Annotated in this window: 14 protein-coding genes and 1 pseudogene; 2 read left to right on the forward strand and 13 right to left on the reverse strand. The window is 39.5% G+C overall.

What is annotated here, in order from left to right; translation table 11 throughout:
• The 3 genes from NL42_RS07320 to NL42_RS07330 form a co-directional block, all read right to left on the reverse strand.
• A partial coding sequence (locus NL42_RS07320) for a cation:proton antiporter (RefSeq protein ID WP_461312279.1) occupies window positions 1–1,474 on the reverse strand: 1,474 nt, incomplete at its 3' end.
• A 242-nt stretch (window positions 1,475–1,716) separates the two neighbouring features.
• Window positions 1,717–2,616, reverse strand: coding sequence for a KPN_02809 family neutral zinc metallopeptidase (ypfJ, locus tag NL42_RS07325; protein ID WP_003655486.1), 900 nt, complete (start codon window positions 2,614–2,616; stop codon window positions 1,717–1,719).
• Window positions 2,617–2,642: 26 nt separating this feature from the next.
• Window positions 2,643–3,572 carry a DUF808 domain-containing protein gene (locus NL42_RS07330; protein ID WP_461312280.1) on the reverse strand — a complete coding sequence of 310 codons (930 nt, stop codon included), beginning with the start codon at window positions 3,570–3,572 and terminating at the stop codon, window positions 2,643–2,645.
• Between the two features lie 207 nt (window positions 3,573–3,779).
• Here NL42_RS07330 and trpS point away from each other — a divergent pair, with 207 nt between their 5' ends.
• Window positions 3,780–4,793 carry a tryptophan--tRNA ligase gene (trpS, locus tag NL42_RS07335; RefSeq protein ID WP_016137032.1) on the forward strand — a complete coding sequence of 338 codons (1,014 nt, stop codon included), beginning with the start codon at window positions 3,780–3,782 and terminating at the stop codon, window positions 4,791–4,793.
• Window positions 4,794–5,201: 408 nt separating this feature from the next.
• Here the strand turns inward: trpS and sucD are convergent, their stop codons facing one another.
• The 10 genes from sucD to sdhC all read right to left on the reverse strand — a co-directional run bounded on the left by sucD (window position 5,202) and on the right by sdhC (window position 16,855).
• Window positions 5,202–6,092, reverse strand: coding sequence for a succinate--CoA ligase subunit alpha (sucD, locus tag NL42_RS07340; RefSeq protein WP_003655479.1), 891 nt, complete (start codon window positions 6,090–6,092; stop codon window positions 5,202–5,204).
• A gap of 14 nt (window positions 6,093–6,106) precedes the next feature.
• Window positions 6,107–7,273, reverse strand: a complete 1,167-nt coding sequence (sucC, locus tag NL42_RS07345; RefSeq protein ID WP_003655470.1) for an ADP-forming succinate--CoA ligase subunit beta — start codon at window positions 7,271–7,273, stop codon at window positions 6,107–6,109.
• A 147-nt stretch (window positions 7,274–7,420) separates the two neighbouring features.
• A complete protein-coding gene (lpdA, locus tag NL42_RS07350; protein ID WP_005036509.1) occupies window positions 7,421–8,854 on the reverse strand; it encodes a dihydrolipoyl dehydrogenase in 1,434 nt (477 codons plus the stop codon).
• Between the two features lie 61 nt (window positions 8,855–8,915).
• Window positions 8,916–10,106, reverse strand: a complete 1,191-nt coding sequence (gene odhB, locus NL42_RS07355) for a 2-oxoglutarate dehydrogenase complex dihydrolipoyllysine-residue succinyltransferase (RefSeq protein WP_003655463.1) — start codon at window positions 10,104–10,106, stop codon at window positions 8,916–8,918.
• Complete coding sequence (locus tag NL42_RS07360; protein WP_461312282.1) at window positions 10,106–12,946, reverse strand: 2-oxoglutarate dehydrogenase E1 component; 2,841 nt, start codon at window positions 12,944–12,946, stop codon at window positions 10,106–10,108. Before NL42_RS07360 ends, odhB begins: the two co-directional genes overlap by 1 nt.
• Before the next feature lie 157 nt (window positions 12,947–13,103).
• On the reverse strand, window positions 13,104–13,232 hold the full coding sequence (locus NL42_RS07365) for a hypothetical protein (RefSeq protein WP_002116082.1): 129 nt from the start codon (window positions 13,230–13,232) through the stop codon (window positions 13,104–13,106).
• 283 nt (window positions 13,233–13,515) lie between these two features.
• Window positions 13,516–14,226: a succinate dehydrogenase iron-sulfur subunit gene (locus NL42_RS07370; RefSeq protein ID WP_336166463.1), complete on the reverse strand. Its 711-nt coding sequence runs from the start codon at window positions 14,224–14,226 to the stop codon at window positions 13,516–13,518.
• Between the two features lie 14 nt (window positions 14,227–14,240).
• Window positions 14,241–16,076: a succinate dehydrogenase flavoprotein subunit gene (sdhA, locus tag NL42_RS07375; protein ID WP_461312281.1), complete on the reverse strand. Its 1,836-nt coding sequence runs from the start codon at window positions 16,074–16,076 to the stop codon at window positions 14,241–14,243.
• Window positions 16,077–16,088: 12 nt separating this feature from the next.
• Window positions 16,089–16,454, reverse strand: a complete 366-nt coding sequence (gene sdhD / locus NL42_RS07380) for a succinate dehydrogenase, hydrophobic membrane anchor protein (RefSeq protein ID WP_016137039.1) — start codon at window positions 16,452–16,454, stop codon at window positions 16,089–16,091.
• On the reverse strand, window positions 16,454–16,855 hold the full coding sequence (gene sdhC, locus NL42_RS07385; protein WP_003655453.1) for a succinate dehydrogenase, cytochrome b556 subunit: 402 nt from the start codon (window positions 16,853–16,855) through the stop codon (window positions 16,454–16,456). The genes sdhD and sdhC overlap by 1 nt, the downstream gene beginning before the upstream one ends.
• 497 nt (window positions 16,856–17,352) lie before the next feature.
• Here sdhC and NL42_RS07390 point away from each other — a divergent pair.
• Window positions 17,353–17,424: pseudogene (locus NL42_RS07390) on the forward strand (hypothetical protein); the annotation flags it as partial.

Here is a 17,424-nt window from a genome sequence, read left to right on the forward strand (position 1 = left end):
TTACTTCTTGTAACTTATTTGGATCATGCATGGTTGCAATTCCATCTTCAGTTTTTTGATCAACCAGAATATCAGGATTAAAAATGGTGATCGTTTCTCTACCCAGTGCATCTTCTCCAACAATATATTGAAAGCCTCTACGATTCATCTTATGACACAATCTTTGATAGAGACCTTTTAAACCTTCGGTTTCTTCATTCGGATTGTAATAGAAAGCATTCATCACAGCTGGTAGGCCTAGACCACATACAATGCCTGATAACAACACACTAATAAAAGTATAGCCAATCAGGATACTGCTATAAGGACTTAATGCGGGAATATTGGCAACGGCCAAAATCAATGCAAGTGAAATCCCCCCTCGCACCCCACCCCAAGATAAAATGGTCAAGCTACCATTATAACTTTTCATTTTCCGCATATTCGGGAAAAAGGCAAAAGCCATGAAGTTGGCTGCAAAACGAGAGATATGTAGAATAAAGAACGCAACAATACCGCCTAAAATTAGGCTAAAGTTTAAATCAAGAATAAATAACTCTAGACCAATTAAAGTAAACAGGAATGAGTTGATGATTCCTTCTACGGTATGCCAAAAATGATTAACTTCTTGAATCTCGCGCTCTTCTCGAATTTCTTTCCATTTGTTGCCAACAATTAAACCGCCAATTACACAAGCAATCGGTGCTGATGCATGGGCAAACAAAGCCACTAAATATGCTCCACTCGCAAGCAAAGCTGTTGTCAAAATCAGGGACTCCATTTCGTGTTTACCACGTAATAGACGCAACACCCCTACCCCAAATGCCCAACCAATCCCAACTGCAACAACAATTTCATAGAGTAAAGCTTCTAGTGTCGCCATCAAGGAGAAATGTTCACCCTGTAAAACATTGAGCAAGGTCATAAATAATGCAATACACATTGCATCATTAAATAGTGACTCGCCTTCTAGCTTAACGATCAAATGATGGGGTGCACGTATCGAACTAAGTACCCCTTTAATACCAATAGGGTCTGTTGCTCCTAAAGCTGCACCTAAAAGTAGTAGCACCAGAATTGGCACATGATATCCAACTAGTAGTTGGAAGCCGTAGAGCAATCCACCAAATAAAACGGCGCAAATGACTAAGGCAATAGTGGCCAAAATACTAATTTGCTTCCAATAACTTCTTAAATCAGAAATTTTAAATTTAAGTGCAGAAGAAGTTAAAATGAAACAGATGACACCATTAATTAAAAAATCATAAAAATCGATATGGCGTACTGCTTCTTCAATATTATGAATATTAATGGTAATAAACTGATTACCGTTTAGTAGGCTTGCGCCCCATTGCAAAATAAAGACAAAAATTGCTGAGACCAGCGGCACACCAATAGCCTGTGGAAAGCCTAAAATGCGCTTATTAAAGATCGTGGTTGCGATTGATAGCGCAAAAACCACAGTGAATGCTTGTAGTAGAAAAAAATTACCCATGAATACCCTTCTTCTGGGTCAACGACCAAATAAGTGAAACTTTGTTAGATCGACCAAACTTAATAAAAAACTGGCATGAAGAATGCCATAATCATAAAAAACAGAAATTAGGGCACAAGTTTAACGAATTGAATGAACAATCTATCACTCTGTTAAATTTCTTAACATTATTTATAGTTATGATCTAAAGAAAAACGGATGAGCCTCTTAAATATGTTTAACAAGACTCATCCTATAAAATCCTAAACTGGATTGTTAAAAGTATCACATTGGTTAATATCGCCAGTTTTTAAACCAACCTGAAACCAGTGCATTCGCTGTTCACTACTACCATGCGTAAAGCTATCTGGAACAACCTGACCAGTAGAGCGCTTCTGTAAATAATCATCTCCAATTTTTTGAGCAGCATCCATCGCTTCCTCAATATCGCCTTGCTCTAAAAATTGAGTACGTTGCTGATTATGACTTGCCCAAATACCCGCTAAACAATCGGCTTGCAATTCTTGGCGAACAGATAATTGATTACCTTCTCTTTGGCTTGCTTGTGCGCGGGCTTGTTGAACTTGTGAGGAAATACCAAGCAAAGTTTGAACATGGTGCCCTACCTCATGTGCAACCACATAAGCTTGAGCAAAATCTCCTGCCTGATCTTGTCTAGAAAGTTCAGATTGGTTTTGTTCACCAGAAATTCCCATTTGCTGACGCATATCTTTAAAGAATTCTGTATCGATATAAACCTTCTGATCTGCTGGACAATAAAATGGCCCCATTGCAGATTGGGCAGTACCACACCCTGACTGAATCATTCCACTAAACAACACCAATCTTGGCGGCGTATATGTTTTACCTAACTGTTTAAATATAGGAGTCCACGTATCCTCGGTATCGGCCAAAACAGTTCCAACAAAATCAGAGGCTTCTTTTTGCTCGGCTGTTAAACTTTCTGGTGCAGTTGCATTTGACTGCTGGGATGCAGTGACTTGCTGAGTTGCCTGATAAGCTTGTTGTGGATCAACCCCAAAAAACTTCCACGCAACGAATGCCACAACCAAACCAATAATGCTGATACCACCTGCTCTAACACCGCCACCACCTCGACGGTCTTCCACATTGGTACTAATTCGACGACCTTTCCAGCGCATAATTTCCCTCTTATTTTAGAATGGCATCATGAACCCGATGCTTTTTTTGGCCACATTTTTTGTATTAAACTCACAATTAATAGAACAATTGCTCCTGCAACCAGTCCTATTCCAAAGTTAATTAGTGTCGGTGTTAAAGCACCAATAATATTGCCTACCGCTGGTATTGTTTCTACATGATCGACTGTATTTTCAGTTAAGTGATGAAGTAACGGAATCGTATGATTAATAATCCCACCACCAACCAAGAACATTGCAATGGTGCCTACGATTGAAAGTAATTTCATTAAAATAGGTGCAAAAGCTAATAAACCTCGACCTATAGTTTTCTTGAATGAGGTAGTCTGCTTAGTTAAATATAATCCCAAATCATCAATCTTAACAATCATGCCGACTAAGCCATAGACGCCAATTGTCATCACAATAGCAATAATACTGAGAACACTTACCTTAGTCATTAAAGTAGCTGTAGCCACAGTACCTAAAGAAATAACAACAATTTCAGCCGATAAAATAAAATCTGTGCGAACAGCTCCTTTTACTTTTTCTTTTTCAAAATTTGCTAAATCTAATTCTTCACTATCAAATTCTGCTTTTGCTTCTTCTGATGTAGATGGCTTTTTATGCATAATGGTATGAAGAACTTTCTCCACCCCCTCATAACACAAAAATAAACCTCCCAACATTAATAGTGGATTAATTAGCCAAGGCGCAATCACACTAATTAACAATGCTAAAGGAACTAAAATAAGTTTATTAACAAATGAGCCTTTAGCCACTTTCCAAACAATAGGTATTTCGCGATCTGCACGCACACCTGTAACTTGTTGCGCATTTAAAGCCAAATCATCGCCTAAAACACCAGCAGTTTTCTTTGCTGCCATTTTGCTCATTAAAGCAACATCATCTAAAATTGTTGCAATATCATCTAGTAATAAAAGTAAGCCACTTGCCATTTCTTATCCAAGTTTGTATTTATTAGGCTATTGTAAGATGATTTTTTTCAATTTCTGTAATTTTACTGAATAAATTCACAATATTATTTTAAGAAAAGTTTAACCAATCGCTGACGATTTTTTTTTATTTCCCGTACAATAATGCCAATCTTTTATATTGCAGGGCTTACTACCCCTGATTAAGCCAATAAGACAGTGGAATAAATAATGAGTAATGTTGATCAGCGTCCAATTATTTTGACAGGCGACCGCCCAACCGGACAACTTCATCTTGGGCATTTTGTCGGTTCTTTGCGTTCTCGTGTAGGTTTACAGGATAGCCATCATCAACATCTCTTGTTAGCAGATGCACAAGCCTTAACAGACAATGCAGATAACCCTGATAAAGTCCGTCGCAATATTTTAGAAGTTGCTCTAGATTATTTAGCTGTCGGTATTGATCCAACAAAAACCACGATTTGCGTACAATCATGCTTACCAGCGCTAAATGAGCTCACTATGCTCTATCTTAACTTCGTGACGGTTGCACGCTTAGAGCGTAACCCGACCATTAAGTCTGAGATTCAAATGCGCGGTTTCGAGCGTGACATTCCAGCTGGTTTCCTCTGCTACCCTGTTGCACAAGCGGCTGACATTACTGCTTTCAAAGCGACTGTGGTTCCAGTGGGTGAAGATCAAATTCCAATGATTGAACAAACCAATGAAATCGTACGTCGCATAAACCGTCAAATTGGCCAAGACCTTTTACCTGAATGTAAAGCTTTGCTTTCAAATATGGCACGCTTACCTGGTTTTGATGGCAAGGCAAAAATGTCTAAATCATTAGGCAATACCATTGTTTTAAATGCTTCTGATAAAGACATCAAAAAAGCTGTAAATGCAATGTATACCGACCCAAATCATCTTCGTATTGAAGATCCAGGTCAGGTTGAAGGTAATATTGTATTTACTTACTTAGATGCATTTGATCCAAATAAAGAAGAAGTTGAAGAGTTAAAAGCGCACTATCGTCGCGGTGGTCTAGGTGATGGAACTGTTAAAAAACGCCTTGAAGGTGTTTTGAAAGAATTGATTAGCCCTATCCGTGAACGTCGTGAAGAACTTGCTAAAGATCCTGATTATATTATGGATGTTTTACGTCAAGGTACAGATAAGTGTCGTCTTATTACTCAACAAACCTTAGATGAAGTTAAAGACGGTTTAGGATTATTTAAATTCTAATTCCTTTAAAATCTAAAAGCCCTTCGGGGCTTTTTTTATGCTTATTCTATTCATAGCATAATTTTTTAGAATTACTAATGTATTAATGACTACTATTCACATGCTTTTACCCTATTAACGTGAAGTAACACTTATTAACGCTAATAGCGATGAAGAATTTCTTAACTATCTCTATTATTCATCATGTAGGTTACATTATATGAACCTCACGACATTTCTCCTTAAACCGAAACTGTTTTTACAGATTCGTTGTTCTACGCAATGATCACCCCAATCATTGCGTATTTTTTTGCTTAAATATTTTGTTTTCTTTAGAAATTTTATTTTCTTGATTACTTATTTTTAATAGATAAAAAAACACCGCATCATTTTCAGATGCGGTGCTTTTTAAGATTCAGGATAAAGCGATTAAGCTAAACCTTTCTCTTTTAAAACTTGCAACATTGTTGAACCAAGCTCAGCTGGGCTACGAGTGTAAGCCATTCCCGCGCGTTCAAATGCAGCGAATTTCTCTTCAGCAGTACCTTGACCACCAGAAATAATCGCACCAGCGTGACCCATACGCTTACCTTTAGGTGCAGTTACACCAGCAATGTAACCTACTACAGGCTTAGTCACGTTAGATTTGATGAATTCAGCAGCTTCTTCTTCCGCTGTACCACCGATCTCACCGATCATGATGATTGCATCAGTATCTGGATCGTCCTGGAACAATTGAAGAGCTTCGATTTGGTTCATACCTGGGATTGGGTCACCACCAATACCGATACAAGTAGACTGACCTAAACCAAGCTTAGTTGTTTGAGCAACAGCTTCATAAGTCAATGTACCTGAACGCGAGATGATACCAATACGACCTGGTTGGTGAATGTGACCAGGCATAATACCAATCTTACATTCGCCTGGAGTGATCACGCCTGGGCAGTTAGGACCAACTAAACGAGTACCGTTACCGTTAGTTTCTAAGTAGCGTTTTGCTTTAAGCATGTCGATTGTTGGAACACCTTCAGTGATCACAACGATTAGGCCAACACCTGAATCAACTGCTTCAACGATAGAATCTAAAACGAATGGAGCTGGTACATAAATTACAGATGCATCTGCATTTGTTTCACGTACAGCTTCTTTCATTGTGTTGAATACTGGTAGGTCAAGGTGAGTAGTACCACCTTTACCTGGAGTAACACCACCAACAACTTTTGTACCGTAGTCTAAAGCTTGTGCAGAGTGGAAAGTACCGTTTTTACCAGTAAAACCTTGTACCAATACTTTAGTGTCTTTATTAATTAATACGCTCATGATTGATACTCCCCTTACGCTTTAACTGCAGCTACAACTTTTTCTGCGGCATCAGACAAGCCGTTCGCAGAAATTAATTTCAAACCAGATTCGTCAAGTAATTTAGCACCTAACTCAGCGTTGTTACCTTCTAAACGAACAACAACTGGAACAGTTACGTTTACTTCTTGAACCGCTGCAATAATTGCTTCAGCAATCATGTCACAACGTACGATACCACCGAAGATGTTGATTAAAACACCTTGTACAGATGTATCAGCAAGGATGATTTTGAACGCTTCGATTACGCGCTCTTTAGTTGCACCGCCACCAACGTCAAGGAAGTTTGCAGGCTGACCACCATAAAGTTTAATGATGTCCATAGTTGCCATTGCAAGACCAGCACCATTAACCATACAACCGATGTTACCTTCTAAAGCAACATAGTTAAGATCAAATTCAGATGCTTTTAATTCACGCTCATTCTCTTGAGATTTGTCACGTAAAGCAGCAACTTTAGGTAAACGGTAAAGCGCGTTAGAGTCGATACCAACTTTTGCATCTACACATAAAATATCGCCATTTTCACGAACTGAAAGTGGGTTAATTTCGAATAATGCAAAGTCATTTTCTACAAATGCTTGGTAAGCAGCAGCCATAATTTTAACAAATTGGCTGATTTGCTTGTCTTTCAAACCTAAAGCAAACGCAACTTCGCGCGCTTGGAATGGTTGTAAGCCAACTAATGGATCAACTTCAACTTTGATAATTTTTTCTGGAGTTTCTTCTGCAACTTTCTCGATTTCTACACCACCTTCTGTAGAAGCCATGAAAGTAATACGACGGCTAGAACGGTCTACAACCGCACCCAAGTAAAGCTCACGCTCAACTGGGTATACGTCTTCAGCAACAATGATGCTGTTTACTGGTTGACCATTTGCATCAGTTTGATACGTTACAAGACGAGTACCAATAATGTTATTTGCAAACTCGATAACATCTTCTTTAGATTTTGCAACTTTAACGCCACCAGCCTTACCGCGACCACCAGCATGAACTTGCGCTTTCATTACCGCGAATTTACCACCAAGCTGTTCGAATGCAGCAACTGCTTCGTCTGCATTGGTTGCCAAGATACCTTCTTGTACCGGCATACCATATTCTTTCAATAACGCTTTAGCTTGATACTCATGTAAGTTCATTTAGTTACCTACTTAACTTTGTTTGTTGTCTTCAATTTGCGCAACATTCTCATGTTGTATATGCAAATTGCTGTCTACCTCTATCACCTTGATGTTTTTTTAATCACACCATCAAATGTGAAAAAGAGCGGAGAACCGCTCTTTATTTTATTTACGCTTACGTTGAATCGCGTGAATTGCACGACCATCTACAGCAAGTGCAGCTTCATGAACAACTTCAGAGAATGTTGGATGACCAAATGTCATTAACTGAAGATCTTCAACAGAAGATACAAATTCAAGTGCGATCATACCTTGGTGTACGATATCAGATGCAGCAGGTCCAATGACATGCATACCTAATAAACGGTCAGTTTTTGCATCAGCAACAAACTTAACGAAACCAGCACCTTCACCCGCTGCTAAAGCACGACCATTTACAGCAAAACCGAATTGACCAGTTTTAACTTCATGACCTTTTTCTTTAGCTTGTTCTTCAGTTAAACCAACCCATGCCGCTTCCGGATGCGTATAGATAACAGAAATGATTGTGTCATAGTTCACTTGAGCTGCATGACCGTGAATACGCTCAACAGCCATTACACCTTCTTCCATTGCTTTATGAGCAAGCATTGGACCACGAACCAAGTCACCAATTGCATATACACCTTCTACAGAAGTTGCACAGTAATCGTTTACTTCAACTAAACCACGTTCAGTCAATTTAATGCCTGAATCATCTGCCAATAAACCTTCTGCATAAGCTTTACGGCCTACACAAACGATTAATTTGTCAAAAGTTTGAGTTTTTTCTTCGCCACCTTGGGTGTATTTAACAGTCACTTCGCGACCATTGATCTCAGTACCAGCAACTTTAGCGCCAATACGAATATCAAGACCTTGCTTAGTTAAAAGTTTTTGGTAGTCTTTTGCCAAAGCTTTATCAGCCATTGGTAAAAATGCATCCATTGCTTCAAATACAACAACTTCAGCACCAAGACGACGCCAAACAGAACCAAGCTCTAAACCGATTACACCAGCACCAATAACACCTAAACGTTTAGGTACTTCTTGGAAGTTTAATGCGCCAGTTGAATCAACAATAATATCTTGATCTACAGGAGCTACTGGAATATTTACAGGTACAGAACCAGACGCAAGAATCACGTATTTAGGTTCTAAAACTTGAGTTTCACCTTCGTGCGAAACAAACTCAACTTTTTTACCAGCAAGTAATTTACCAGTACCTTTTAACCACTCAATACCATTGCCTTTAAGCAATTGATCGACACCGCCAGTTAATTGGTCAACAACTTTGTCTTTACGAGCAAGAAGCTTAGCAAGATCAAAATTCACTTCACCTGTAGTAATACCGTGATCAGCTAAATGATGCACTGTATCTTCATAACGATGAGAAGAATCAAGTAATGCTTTAGAAGGAATACAACCTACATTTAAGCATGTACCACCTAAAGATGGCTTACCATTGTGAATACGTTTTTCGATACAAGCGACTTTAAAGCCTAGTTGAGCAGCACGAATTGCAGCTTCATAACCACCAGGACCACCGCCAATAACAACAAGATCAAATTGTTGAGACATTGTTTATCTCCATAGTCCGAGATAGAGGATCACTCTATCTCGGTAATATTATTCGAAGAAATTAAAGATCAAGGATGAGTTTAGCTGGTTCTTCTAACAATTCTTTGATTGCTACCAAGAAACCTACTGCTTCTTTACCATCGATCATACGGTGGTCATAAGAAAGCGCTAAATACATCATTGGCAAGATTTCAACTTGACCATTTACAGCCATAGGACGCTCTTGGATTTTGTGCATACCCAAGATACCAGTTTGCGGCTGATTCAAAATTGGAGTTGAAAGTAATGAACCGAAAGTACCACCGTTAGTGATAGTGAAAGTACCACCAGTCATTTCTTCGATAGATAATTTACCATCGCGCGCTTTAGCAGCATAAGCACCAATACCTGCTTCAACTTCTGCATAGCTCATACGATCAGTATCACGTAATACTGGAACAACAAGACCACGATCAGAAGATACTGCAACACCGATGTCATAGTAACCGTGATAAACAATATCATCGCCATCAATTGAAGCATTTACCGCAGGATAGCGCTTAAGTGCTTCAGTTACAGCTTTAACAAAGAATGACATGAAGCCTAAACGAGCACCATGGCGTTTTTCAAACGCATCTTTATATTGCTTACGCAATTCCATGATTGGCTTCATGTTAACTTCGTTAAATGTAGTTAACATTGCAGTTTCTTGAGTTGCAGAAAGAAGACGCTCAGCTACACGCTTACGTAAACGAGTCATTGGAACGCGTTTTTCGATACGCTCACCAACAGCTACGCTTAACGGAGTAACGTTAGCAGCTGGTTTAGTTTGATGGTTTGCCACATCTTCTTTAGTGATACGACCACCGCGACCAGTACCTTGTACGTCAGCAGCAGCAATACCAGTTTCAGACAAAGCTTTACGAACTGCAGGAGCTTGACCAGATACAGCTTCAGTGCGCTCAACAACAGGAGCCGCACCAGCTTGAGTTTGAGCAACTGCTTGCTCTACTGCAGGAGCAGCCGCTGCACCAGCACCAGCTTCAAACTGAGCAATCACTTCGTCAGAAAGAACTGTATCGCCTTCACCTTTAATGATTGCAACTAAGCTACCATCTGCAGGAGCAACCACTTCTAAAACAACTTTGTCGGTTTCAATATCACAGATTACTTCATCACGTGATACAGGTTCACCCACCTTTTTATGCCAAGTTGCGATGGTTCCATCTGCAACAGACTCTGGGAATACCGGTGCTTTAATTTCGGTTGCCATTATTGAGAATCTCCTGATTGTTCAGCTTCGATTGCCAATGCATCATTAATTAGCTGAGCTTGTTGTTTTGCATGCAAGTACGGTGAGCCACAAGCTGGTGCAGCAGAAGCTTCACGACCTGCAAAACTGATACGGATTTGTTTGCCAGATTTTAAGATATCGTCGTATAAACGCGGTGCGATAAATAACCAAGCACCTTGGTTCTTCGGCTCTTCTTGTGTCCAAACAAGTTCTTTCACGTTTGGATATGCAGCCAAGATTTCCGCAAGACGTTGTTCTGGGTATGGATATAACTGTTCAATACGTACGATTGCGACGTTAGTTAAGTTTTGTTCACGACGTTTTTCGAGTAAGTCGTAATAAACTTTACCACCACAAAGTACAAGACGAGTTACATCAGACTTGTTAATTTGATCAACTTCATCAATTACAGTTTGGAATGAACCATTTGCAAGCTCTTCTAAAGTAGAAGTTGCAAGTTTATGACGAAGTAAAGATTTCGGTGACATTACAATCAATGGCTTACGAATTGGGCGTACAGCTTGACGACGTAATGCATGGAAAATCTGTGCAGGTGTCGTTGGAGTGATCACTTGCATGTTATCTTCAGCACATAACTGTAAGAAACGTTCTAAACGAGCTGATGAATGCTCTGGACCTTGACCTTCGAAACCGTGTGGTAACAACATTGTTAAGCCACAAACTCGTTCCCATTTAGTCTCGCCAGAAGCAATAAACTGGTCAATTACAACCTGAGCACAGTTTACGAAGTCACCAAATTGCGCCTCCCAAATAATTAAGCTCTTAGGAATTGTAGTTGCATAACCATATTCAAATGCAAGAACAGCTTCTTCAGATAATAAAGAATCGTAAATCGCAAAACGAGGCTGATTTTCTTTGACATTGCAAAGTGGAATATACGTTGAACCATCTACCTGATTATGCAATTTTGCATGACGGTGCGAGAATGTACCACGCCCAACGTCTTCACCAGTAATACGAACAAGGTAATCTTCATCAATCAAGGTTGCGTAAGCTAAAGTTTCAGCAGCACCCCAGTTCAATGCAATTTCACCAGTTTGCATTTTCACACGATCTTCAATTACTTTTTGCACTTGACGCTGCATAACAAATCCTTCCGGAAGTTTGCTCATGCCTTCGCCTAATTCTTTTAAGCGATTTAAGTCAAATGAAGTATCCCAATCGTCTGTATAGTCATGGCCCAAATAAGGTGTCCAATCAACAAACATTTTTGTATTTGGTTCAAGCACCAAAGCGTTTGCCACATGGTTTCCGGCTTCTAAATCTGCACGGTAATCTTCAACCATTTGGTCTGCTTCAGCACGATCAATTACTTTTTGTTGAACAAGCTGATCTGAATAGAGTGTACGAGTTGTTGCTTTTTTAGCAATCACTTGATACATCAATGGTTGTGTACCAGATGGCTCATCTGCTTCGTTATGACCACGACGACGGTAACAGAACAAGTCAAGTACAACGTCTTTACGGAATTCATGACGGAAATCATGTGCTAATTGAGTAGCAAAGATTACTGCTTCAGGATCATCGCCATTCACATGGAAGATTGGCGTCTGAATCATTTTTGCAACGTCAGTACAATATTCAGTAGAGCGCGCATCACGTGGATCAGAAGTTGTAAAACCAACTTGGTTGTTCACGATAATATGTACAGTACCACCAACCGTATAGCCACGAGTTTGTGACATCTGGAAGGTTTCCATGTTCACACCTTGACCTGCAAATGCAGCATCACCATGAACAATTACTGGTAATACATCATCACCGCCGATGTCTCTACGACGCACTTGACGTGCACGTACAGAACCTTCAACTACAGGACCAACGATTTCCAAGTGAGATGGGTTAAATGCTAATGCCAAGTGAACTTCGCCACCAGGAGTCATTACATTACTTGAGAAACCTTGATGGTATTTAACGTCGCCAGAACCTTTCTTATGAATAGCTTTACCTTCAAACTCGCCAAACAAGTCTGCAGGGTTTTTACCCATAATATTAACAAGAAGGTTTAAACGGCCACGGTGTGGCATACCAATAACAACTTCTTTACAACCAACAGCACCAGCACGTTGAATGATTTCATTCACCATAGGAATAAAAGATTCACCACCTTCTACACCAAAGCGTTTAGCACCAACGTATTTATTGCCTAGGAATTTTTCAAGCCCTTCTGCAGCGGTTAAACGCTCCAAGAACCCTTTCTTTTGATCATTTGTAAAATTAAGCTGACCACGAACACTTTCAAGACGTTGTTGAATCCAACGCTTTTCTTTTGTGTCCACGATATGCATATATTCAACACCGATTGAACCACAATAGATTGCTTCCATTGCTTCAATCATTTCAGCAAGCGTTGCTTCGCTTTTGCCAATCTCAAGATTGCCTGTGTTGAATACTGTGTCTAAATCTGATTTGGTTAAACCATGTGCTGAAAGATCTAAATCAGGAATATCTTCACGCTTAGCAAGACCTAATGGATCTAACTTAGCTTTTTGATGTCCGCGATTACGATAAGCAGCAATAAGTTGTAAAACGCCAATTTGACGACGTTCATGCTCAGTACTTACCGTACTTTGTACAACAGGTTGAACACGATTAGCATTACGTCCTAGTAATAGGAATTGCTCACGCACAGCGCCGTGTGGTTGGTCACCCTTTGGATATTTATCGAAATATTGGCGCCAGTCCTCAGCTACAGAGGTTGGGGAAGACAGGTACTGCTCGTAAAGTTCTTCAATATACGCTGCACTATCAGCGGAAAGTTCAGTGTCAAGACGCAATGCGTCAGCAACTTCTTGCATTTGTGGACCCATTTCCTATTGCAAAAAATATTACAGGCTGCCTTTTAAGCACACCCATGATGCATAATGCCAAATTGGTAAAAAAGGCACTACTTACCCAACAGGTCTTTAAGACCATGGGGCGTCATACTACCTAGAGAGGAAACTCCATAGGTAATTAATGAATCACAACACCCTCAATGGCATCATCACTCACCTTATACTCGATTAAAACCGAGCAATTTTTTGCAAATCTTTTTAGAAAAATTAACTTTAAAATTAACTTTTCTAAAATGACTTTAACCATAAAAATTAAGCACAGATCTAAGATCGTGCTACTTAAATTAATTTCACTAGTATACGCTTTTTTCACCTATAACTTTGTGGCAAATCGTATCATGTTCTTAACGAACGATTGATTTTTTTGACACATACCACCTATAAATTGGCGAAATACATATGCGATTTTATCTTTTAATATATGGTGCAATATATAAAAACCTCATCTTTTTCGACCAAAGTCTAAAGTTTACATTATAAAGTTAAAAAAAAACGCACATCAAGGATGTGCGTTCTCTGTTTGTGCAGAATTAACCCGCTTGATCTAATAACATGCTACGGATGTGACCAATAGCTTTTGTAGGGTTTAGACCTTTAGGACATACTGACACACAGTTCATGATACCTTTACAACGGAACAAACTGAATGGATCGTCAAGACGAGACAAACGGTCTGCTGTAGCAGTATCACGAGAATCAATAATAAAACGGTATGCATTCAACAATGCTGAAGGACCCAAGAACTTGTCAGGGTTCCACCAGAATGATGGACATGAAGTTGAACAACATGCACAAAGAATACATTCATACAAACCGTTTAAGTGTTCACGCTCTTCTGGAGACTGTAAACGCTCTTTAGGTGGAGCTGGCTGGTTATTGATCAAGAATGGCTGAATCTTGTCATATTGATCATAGAATTGGTTCATATCAACAACCAAATCTTTAACTACCGGCAAACCTGGTAATGGACGAATTACGATTTTCTCTGGTAAATCATTTAGGTTTTCTAAACAAGCCAAACCATTTTTACCATTGATATTCACACCATCCGAACCACAAATACCTTCACGGCAAGAACGACGGAATGTTAACGTTTCGTCTTGAACTTTCAATGCAAGTAATGCATCAAGCAACATACGGTGCTTATCAGTCAATTCAAGTTTGAAAGTTTGCATGTACGGCGCTTTATCCTTATCAGGATCATAGCGGTAGATTTCGAATGTACGAGTACCTCTACTCATCTTTATACTCCCGATTAGAATGTACGTGGTGCTGGCGGAATTGCATCAACAGTCAAAGGTTTGAAGCGCACTGGCTTATATTCCAAACGGTTATCTGATGAATACCATAACGTGTGTTTCATCCACTCATCATCACGGCGACCGTATGAATAAGTTGGGTGATCAGCTGGTAATTCATAATCAACTACAGTATGCGCACCACGACACTCTTTACGCGCAGCTGCTGAAATTAGAGTTGCTTTTGCAACTTCATACAAGTTTTCAACTTCAAGCGCTTCAACACGTGCAGTGTTAAATACTCTAGATTTATCTTTTAAGTGGATATTACGCACACGTGGTTCAAGAGCAAGAATCTCTTTAACACCTTTATCAAGCAATGCTTGAGTACGGAATACACCTGCATGGTCTTGAACGATATCACGAATTGCATCAGCAACTTCTTGAGCATTTTCACCAGCAGTTGAGTCATCCAACTTACGTACACGAGCTAATGTTTGCCCTAATACATCTGTTGGAAGTGGCGCATATTCATCACCATGATGCTTAGTAACGTAATCGATAATGTGCTCACCAGCAGCTTTACCAAATACAACCAAGTCAAGAAGTGAGTTTGTACCTAAACGGTTTGCACCATGTACTGATACACAAGAACATTCGCCAATTGCATAGAAACCTTTTACAGGTTTAGTGTAGTTGTCTGTACCCACTTCAGGTAAACATACCTGACCATGCATATTCGTAGGAATACCACCCATTTGATAATGGATTGTTGGTACTACAGGAATTGCTTCTTTTGTGATATCAACGTTCGCGAATTTTTTACCAATCTCAAATACAGATGGTAAACGCTTCATGATTGTTTCAGCACCCAAGTGAGTCATATCAAGTAAGATATAATCACCTTTTGGACCACAACCACGACCTTCTTTAATTTCTTGGTCCATAGAACGTGAAACGAAGTCACGTGGAGCCAAGTCTTTTAAAGTCGGTGCATAACGTTCCATGAACGGTTCGCCGTCTTTATTACGAAGGATTGCACCTTCACCACGACAACCTTCTGTCAACAATACACCAGCGCCCGCAACACCCGTTGGGTGGAATTGCCAGAACTCCATATCTTGCAATGGAATACCAGCACGAGCAGCCATACCAAGACCGTCACCAGTGTTGATATAAGCATTTGTTGATGCACGATAAACACGACCAGCACCACCAGTAGCAAATAATGTCGCTTTTGCTTGGAATACTGAAATGTTACCAGTTTCCTGGTCAATTGCTGTTACACCAAGAACTTCACCAGCTTCGTTACGGATCAAATCAAGAGCAATCCATTCAACGAAGAATTGAGTACCCATTTTCACGTTGCTTTGATAAAGCGTGTGTAATAATGCATGACCTGTACGGTCCGCAGCTGCACAAGCACGTGGAACTGGCTTATCACCATAGTTAGCAGAGTGACCACCGAACGGACGTTGGTAAATTGTACCATCAGCGTTACGGTCAAAAGGCATACCCATGTGTTCAAGTTCATACACAACTTTTGGCGCTTCACGACACATAAATTCAATTGCGTCTTGGTCACCTAACCAGTCAGAACCTTTTACTGTATCGTAAAAATGGAAATGCCAGTTATCTTCTTGCATATTACCTAACGACGCACCGATACCACCTTGAGCAGCTACAGTGTGCGAACGTGTCGGGAAAACTTTAGTGAGTACTGCAACTTTCAAACCTGCTTGAGCAAGTTGGTAAGATGCACGCATACCAGAACCACCACCACCAACGATAACTGCATCGAAAGTGAGGTTTTGAATATTTGAATAATCTTCTTTAGGGGTTATCGCGCCCATGATGTCTTCCTATCAATTCGCCCAGAAAATCTGGATACCCCAGATTGCGTACACAAACACTGCAATAATGACAGCCGTCGTCAGTACAAGGCGTAAACCTTTCGCTGAAGGACCCATTTGACGAGTAGTGACATAGTCAGTAAAAACTTGCCACATCCCAATCCATGCGTGTGCGATAAGTGATAAAATTGCCAATAAAGAGAAAATCTTCATTGGTAATGTCATCATGAAACCAGCCCATTGTTGATAGTCAAATCCGCCTTTGCAGAGAATCCAACCCAAAAGAACAACAGTATAGGCTGCTAATACAACCGCACTTACACGCTGGATATACCAATCACGAGAACCTGAACCAGTTAAACCTGTAGCACTTTTCATTAGAACATAATCCATACAAAGGCTGCGATAATGGCTACCACAGATAAGATCAATGAAATTGTCGCTGCAATACGACCACTTTGCAGTTCTTCAGCAAAACCTAAATCTGCAAGTAAGTGCTTTACTCCAGCAATAAAGTGGAATAATAAGCCGGCTACAAATACCCAAACGATAAAACGTACAAGGATATTTCCAAACACGACATTTTTAACGTAGTCAAATCCTTCTGGTGAAGATAATGATTTATCTAAAATCCATAATAGAACTGGTACTAATAAGAAAACGATGACACCTGATAAACGGTGTAAAATTGATGCAATAGCCACGGGTGAGCGTAAATTTACCGCTAACACCTGACCCATGGACAAATTGACAGGTCTGTTGCTTTTCACAGCGGGCATCCTGTAGGTAGAAACTCCGACCGGAGTTTGTTGAATTAATTCCAAGGAAAGCTGGCATTGTTAGGCAAGCACAGCTCATGCCTAACCTATAAACGACACTGAATTATAAAACGCGAAGTATCAAAATACAAACAATCCACTTTCCCATTTAAGCAAAAAACAATTAAATAAGAATCATTCACAATGATATCACCCTATTAACCCTATTAAAAAGGTATACATAGTTCCATCATGTTATTGTTTAAAATAACTTTTTATTTAATTTCATTTTTTCTGAAATTTCTTTTAAATAAGTAAGTTTTAGACTAAAGATAAAGTTATAAATTCATCATATAAATAGAAAAATGTTAGTAACTCCTCATATTTTCAATAAAAGCCACAATTCAATTAAGTAAACGTACTTACATTCACCCCAAATCGGTCAAGCTAAAATACATTTGAGAAAGCAATTTTTATTGGAAATAGAAGTTTTTATTATTTTAACGCAGTTCAATTAGCTATTTTTTATACAATTAAACTTAAAAAAACACCAATATTCTTTGTTACAACTAAATAAAAATAGAGTTTTT

This window comes from Acinetobacter sp. GN11 (assembly GCF_054823985.1).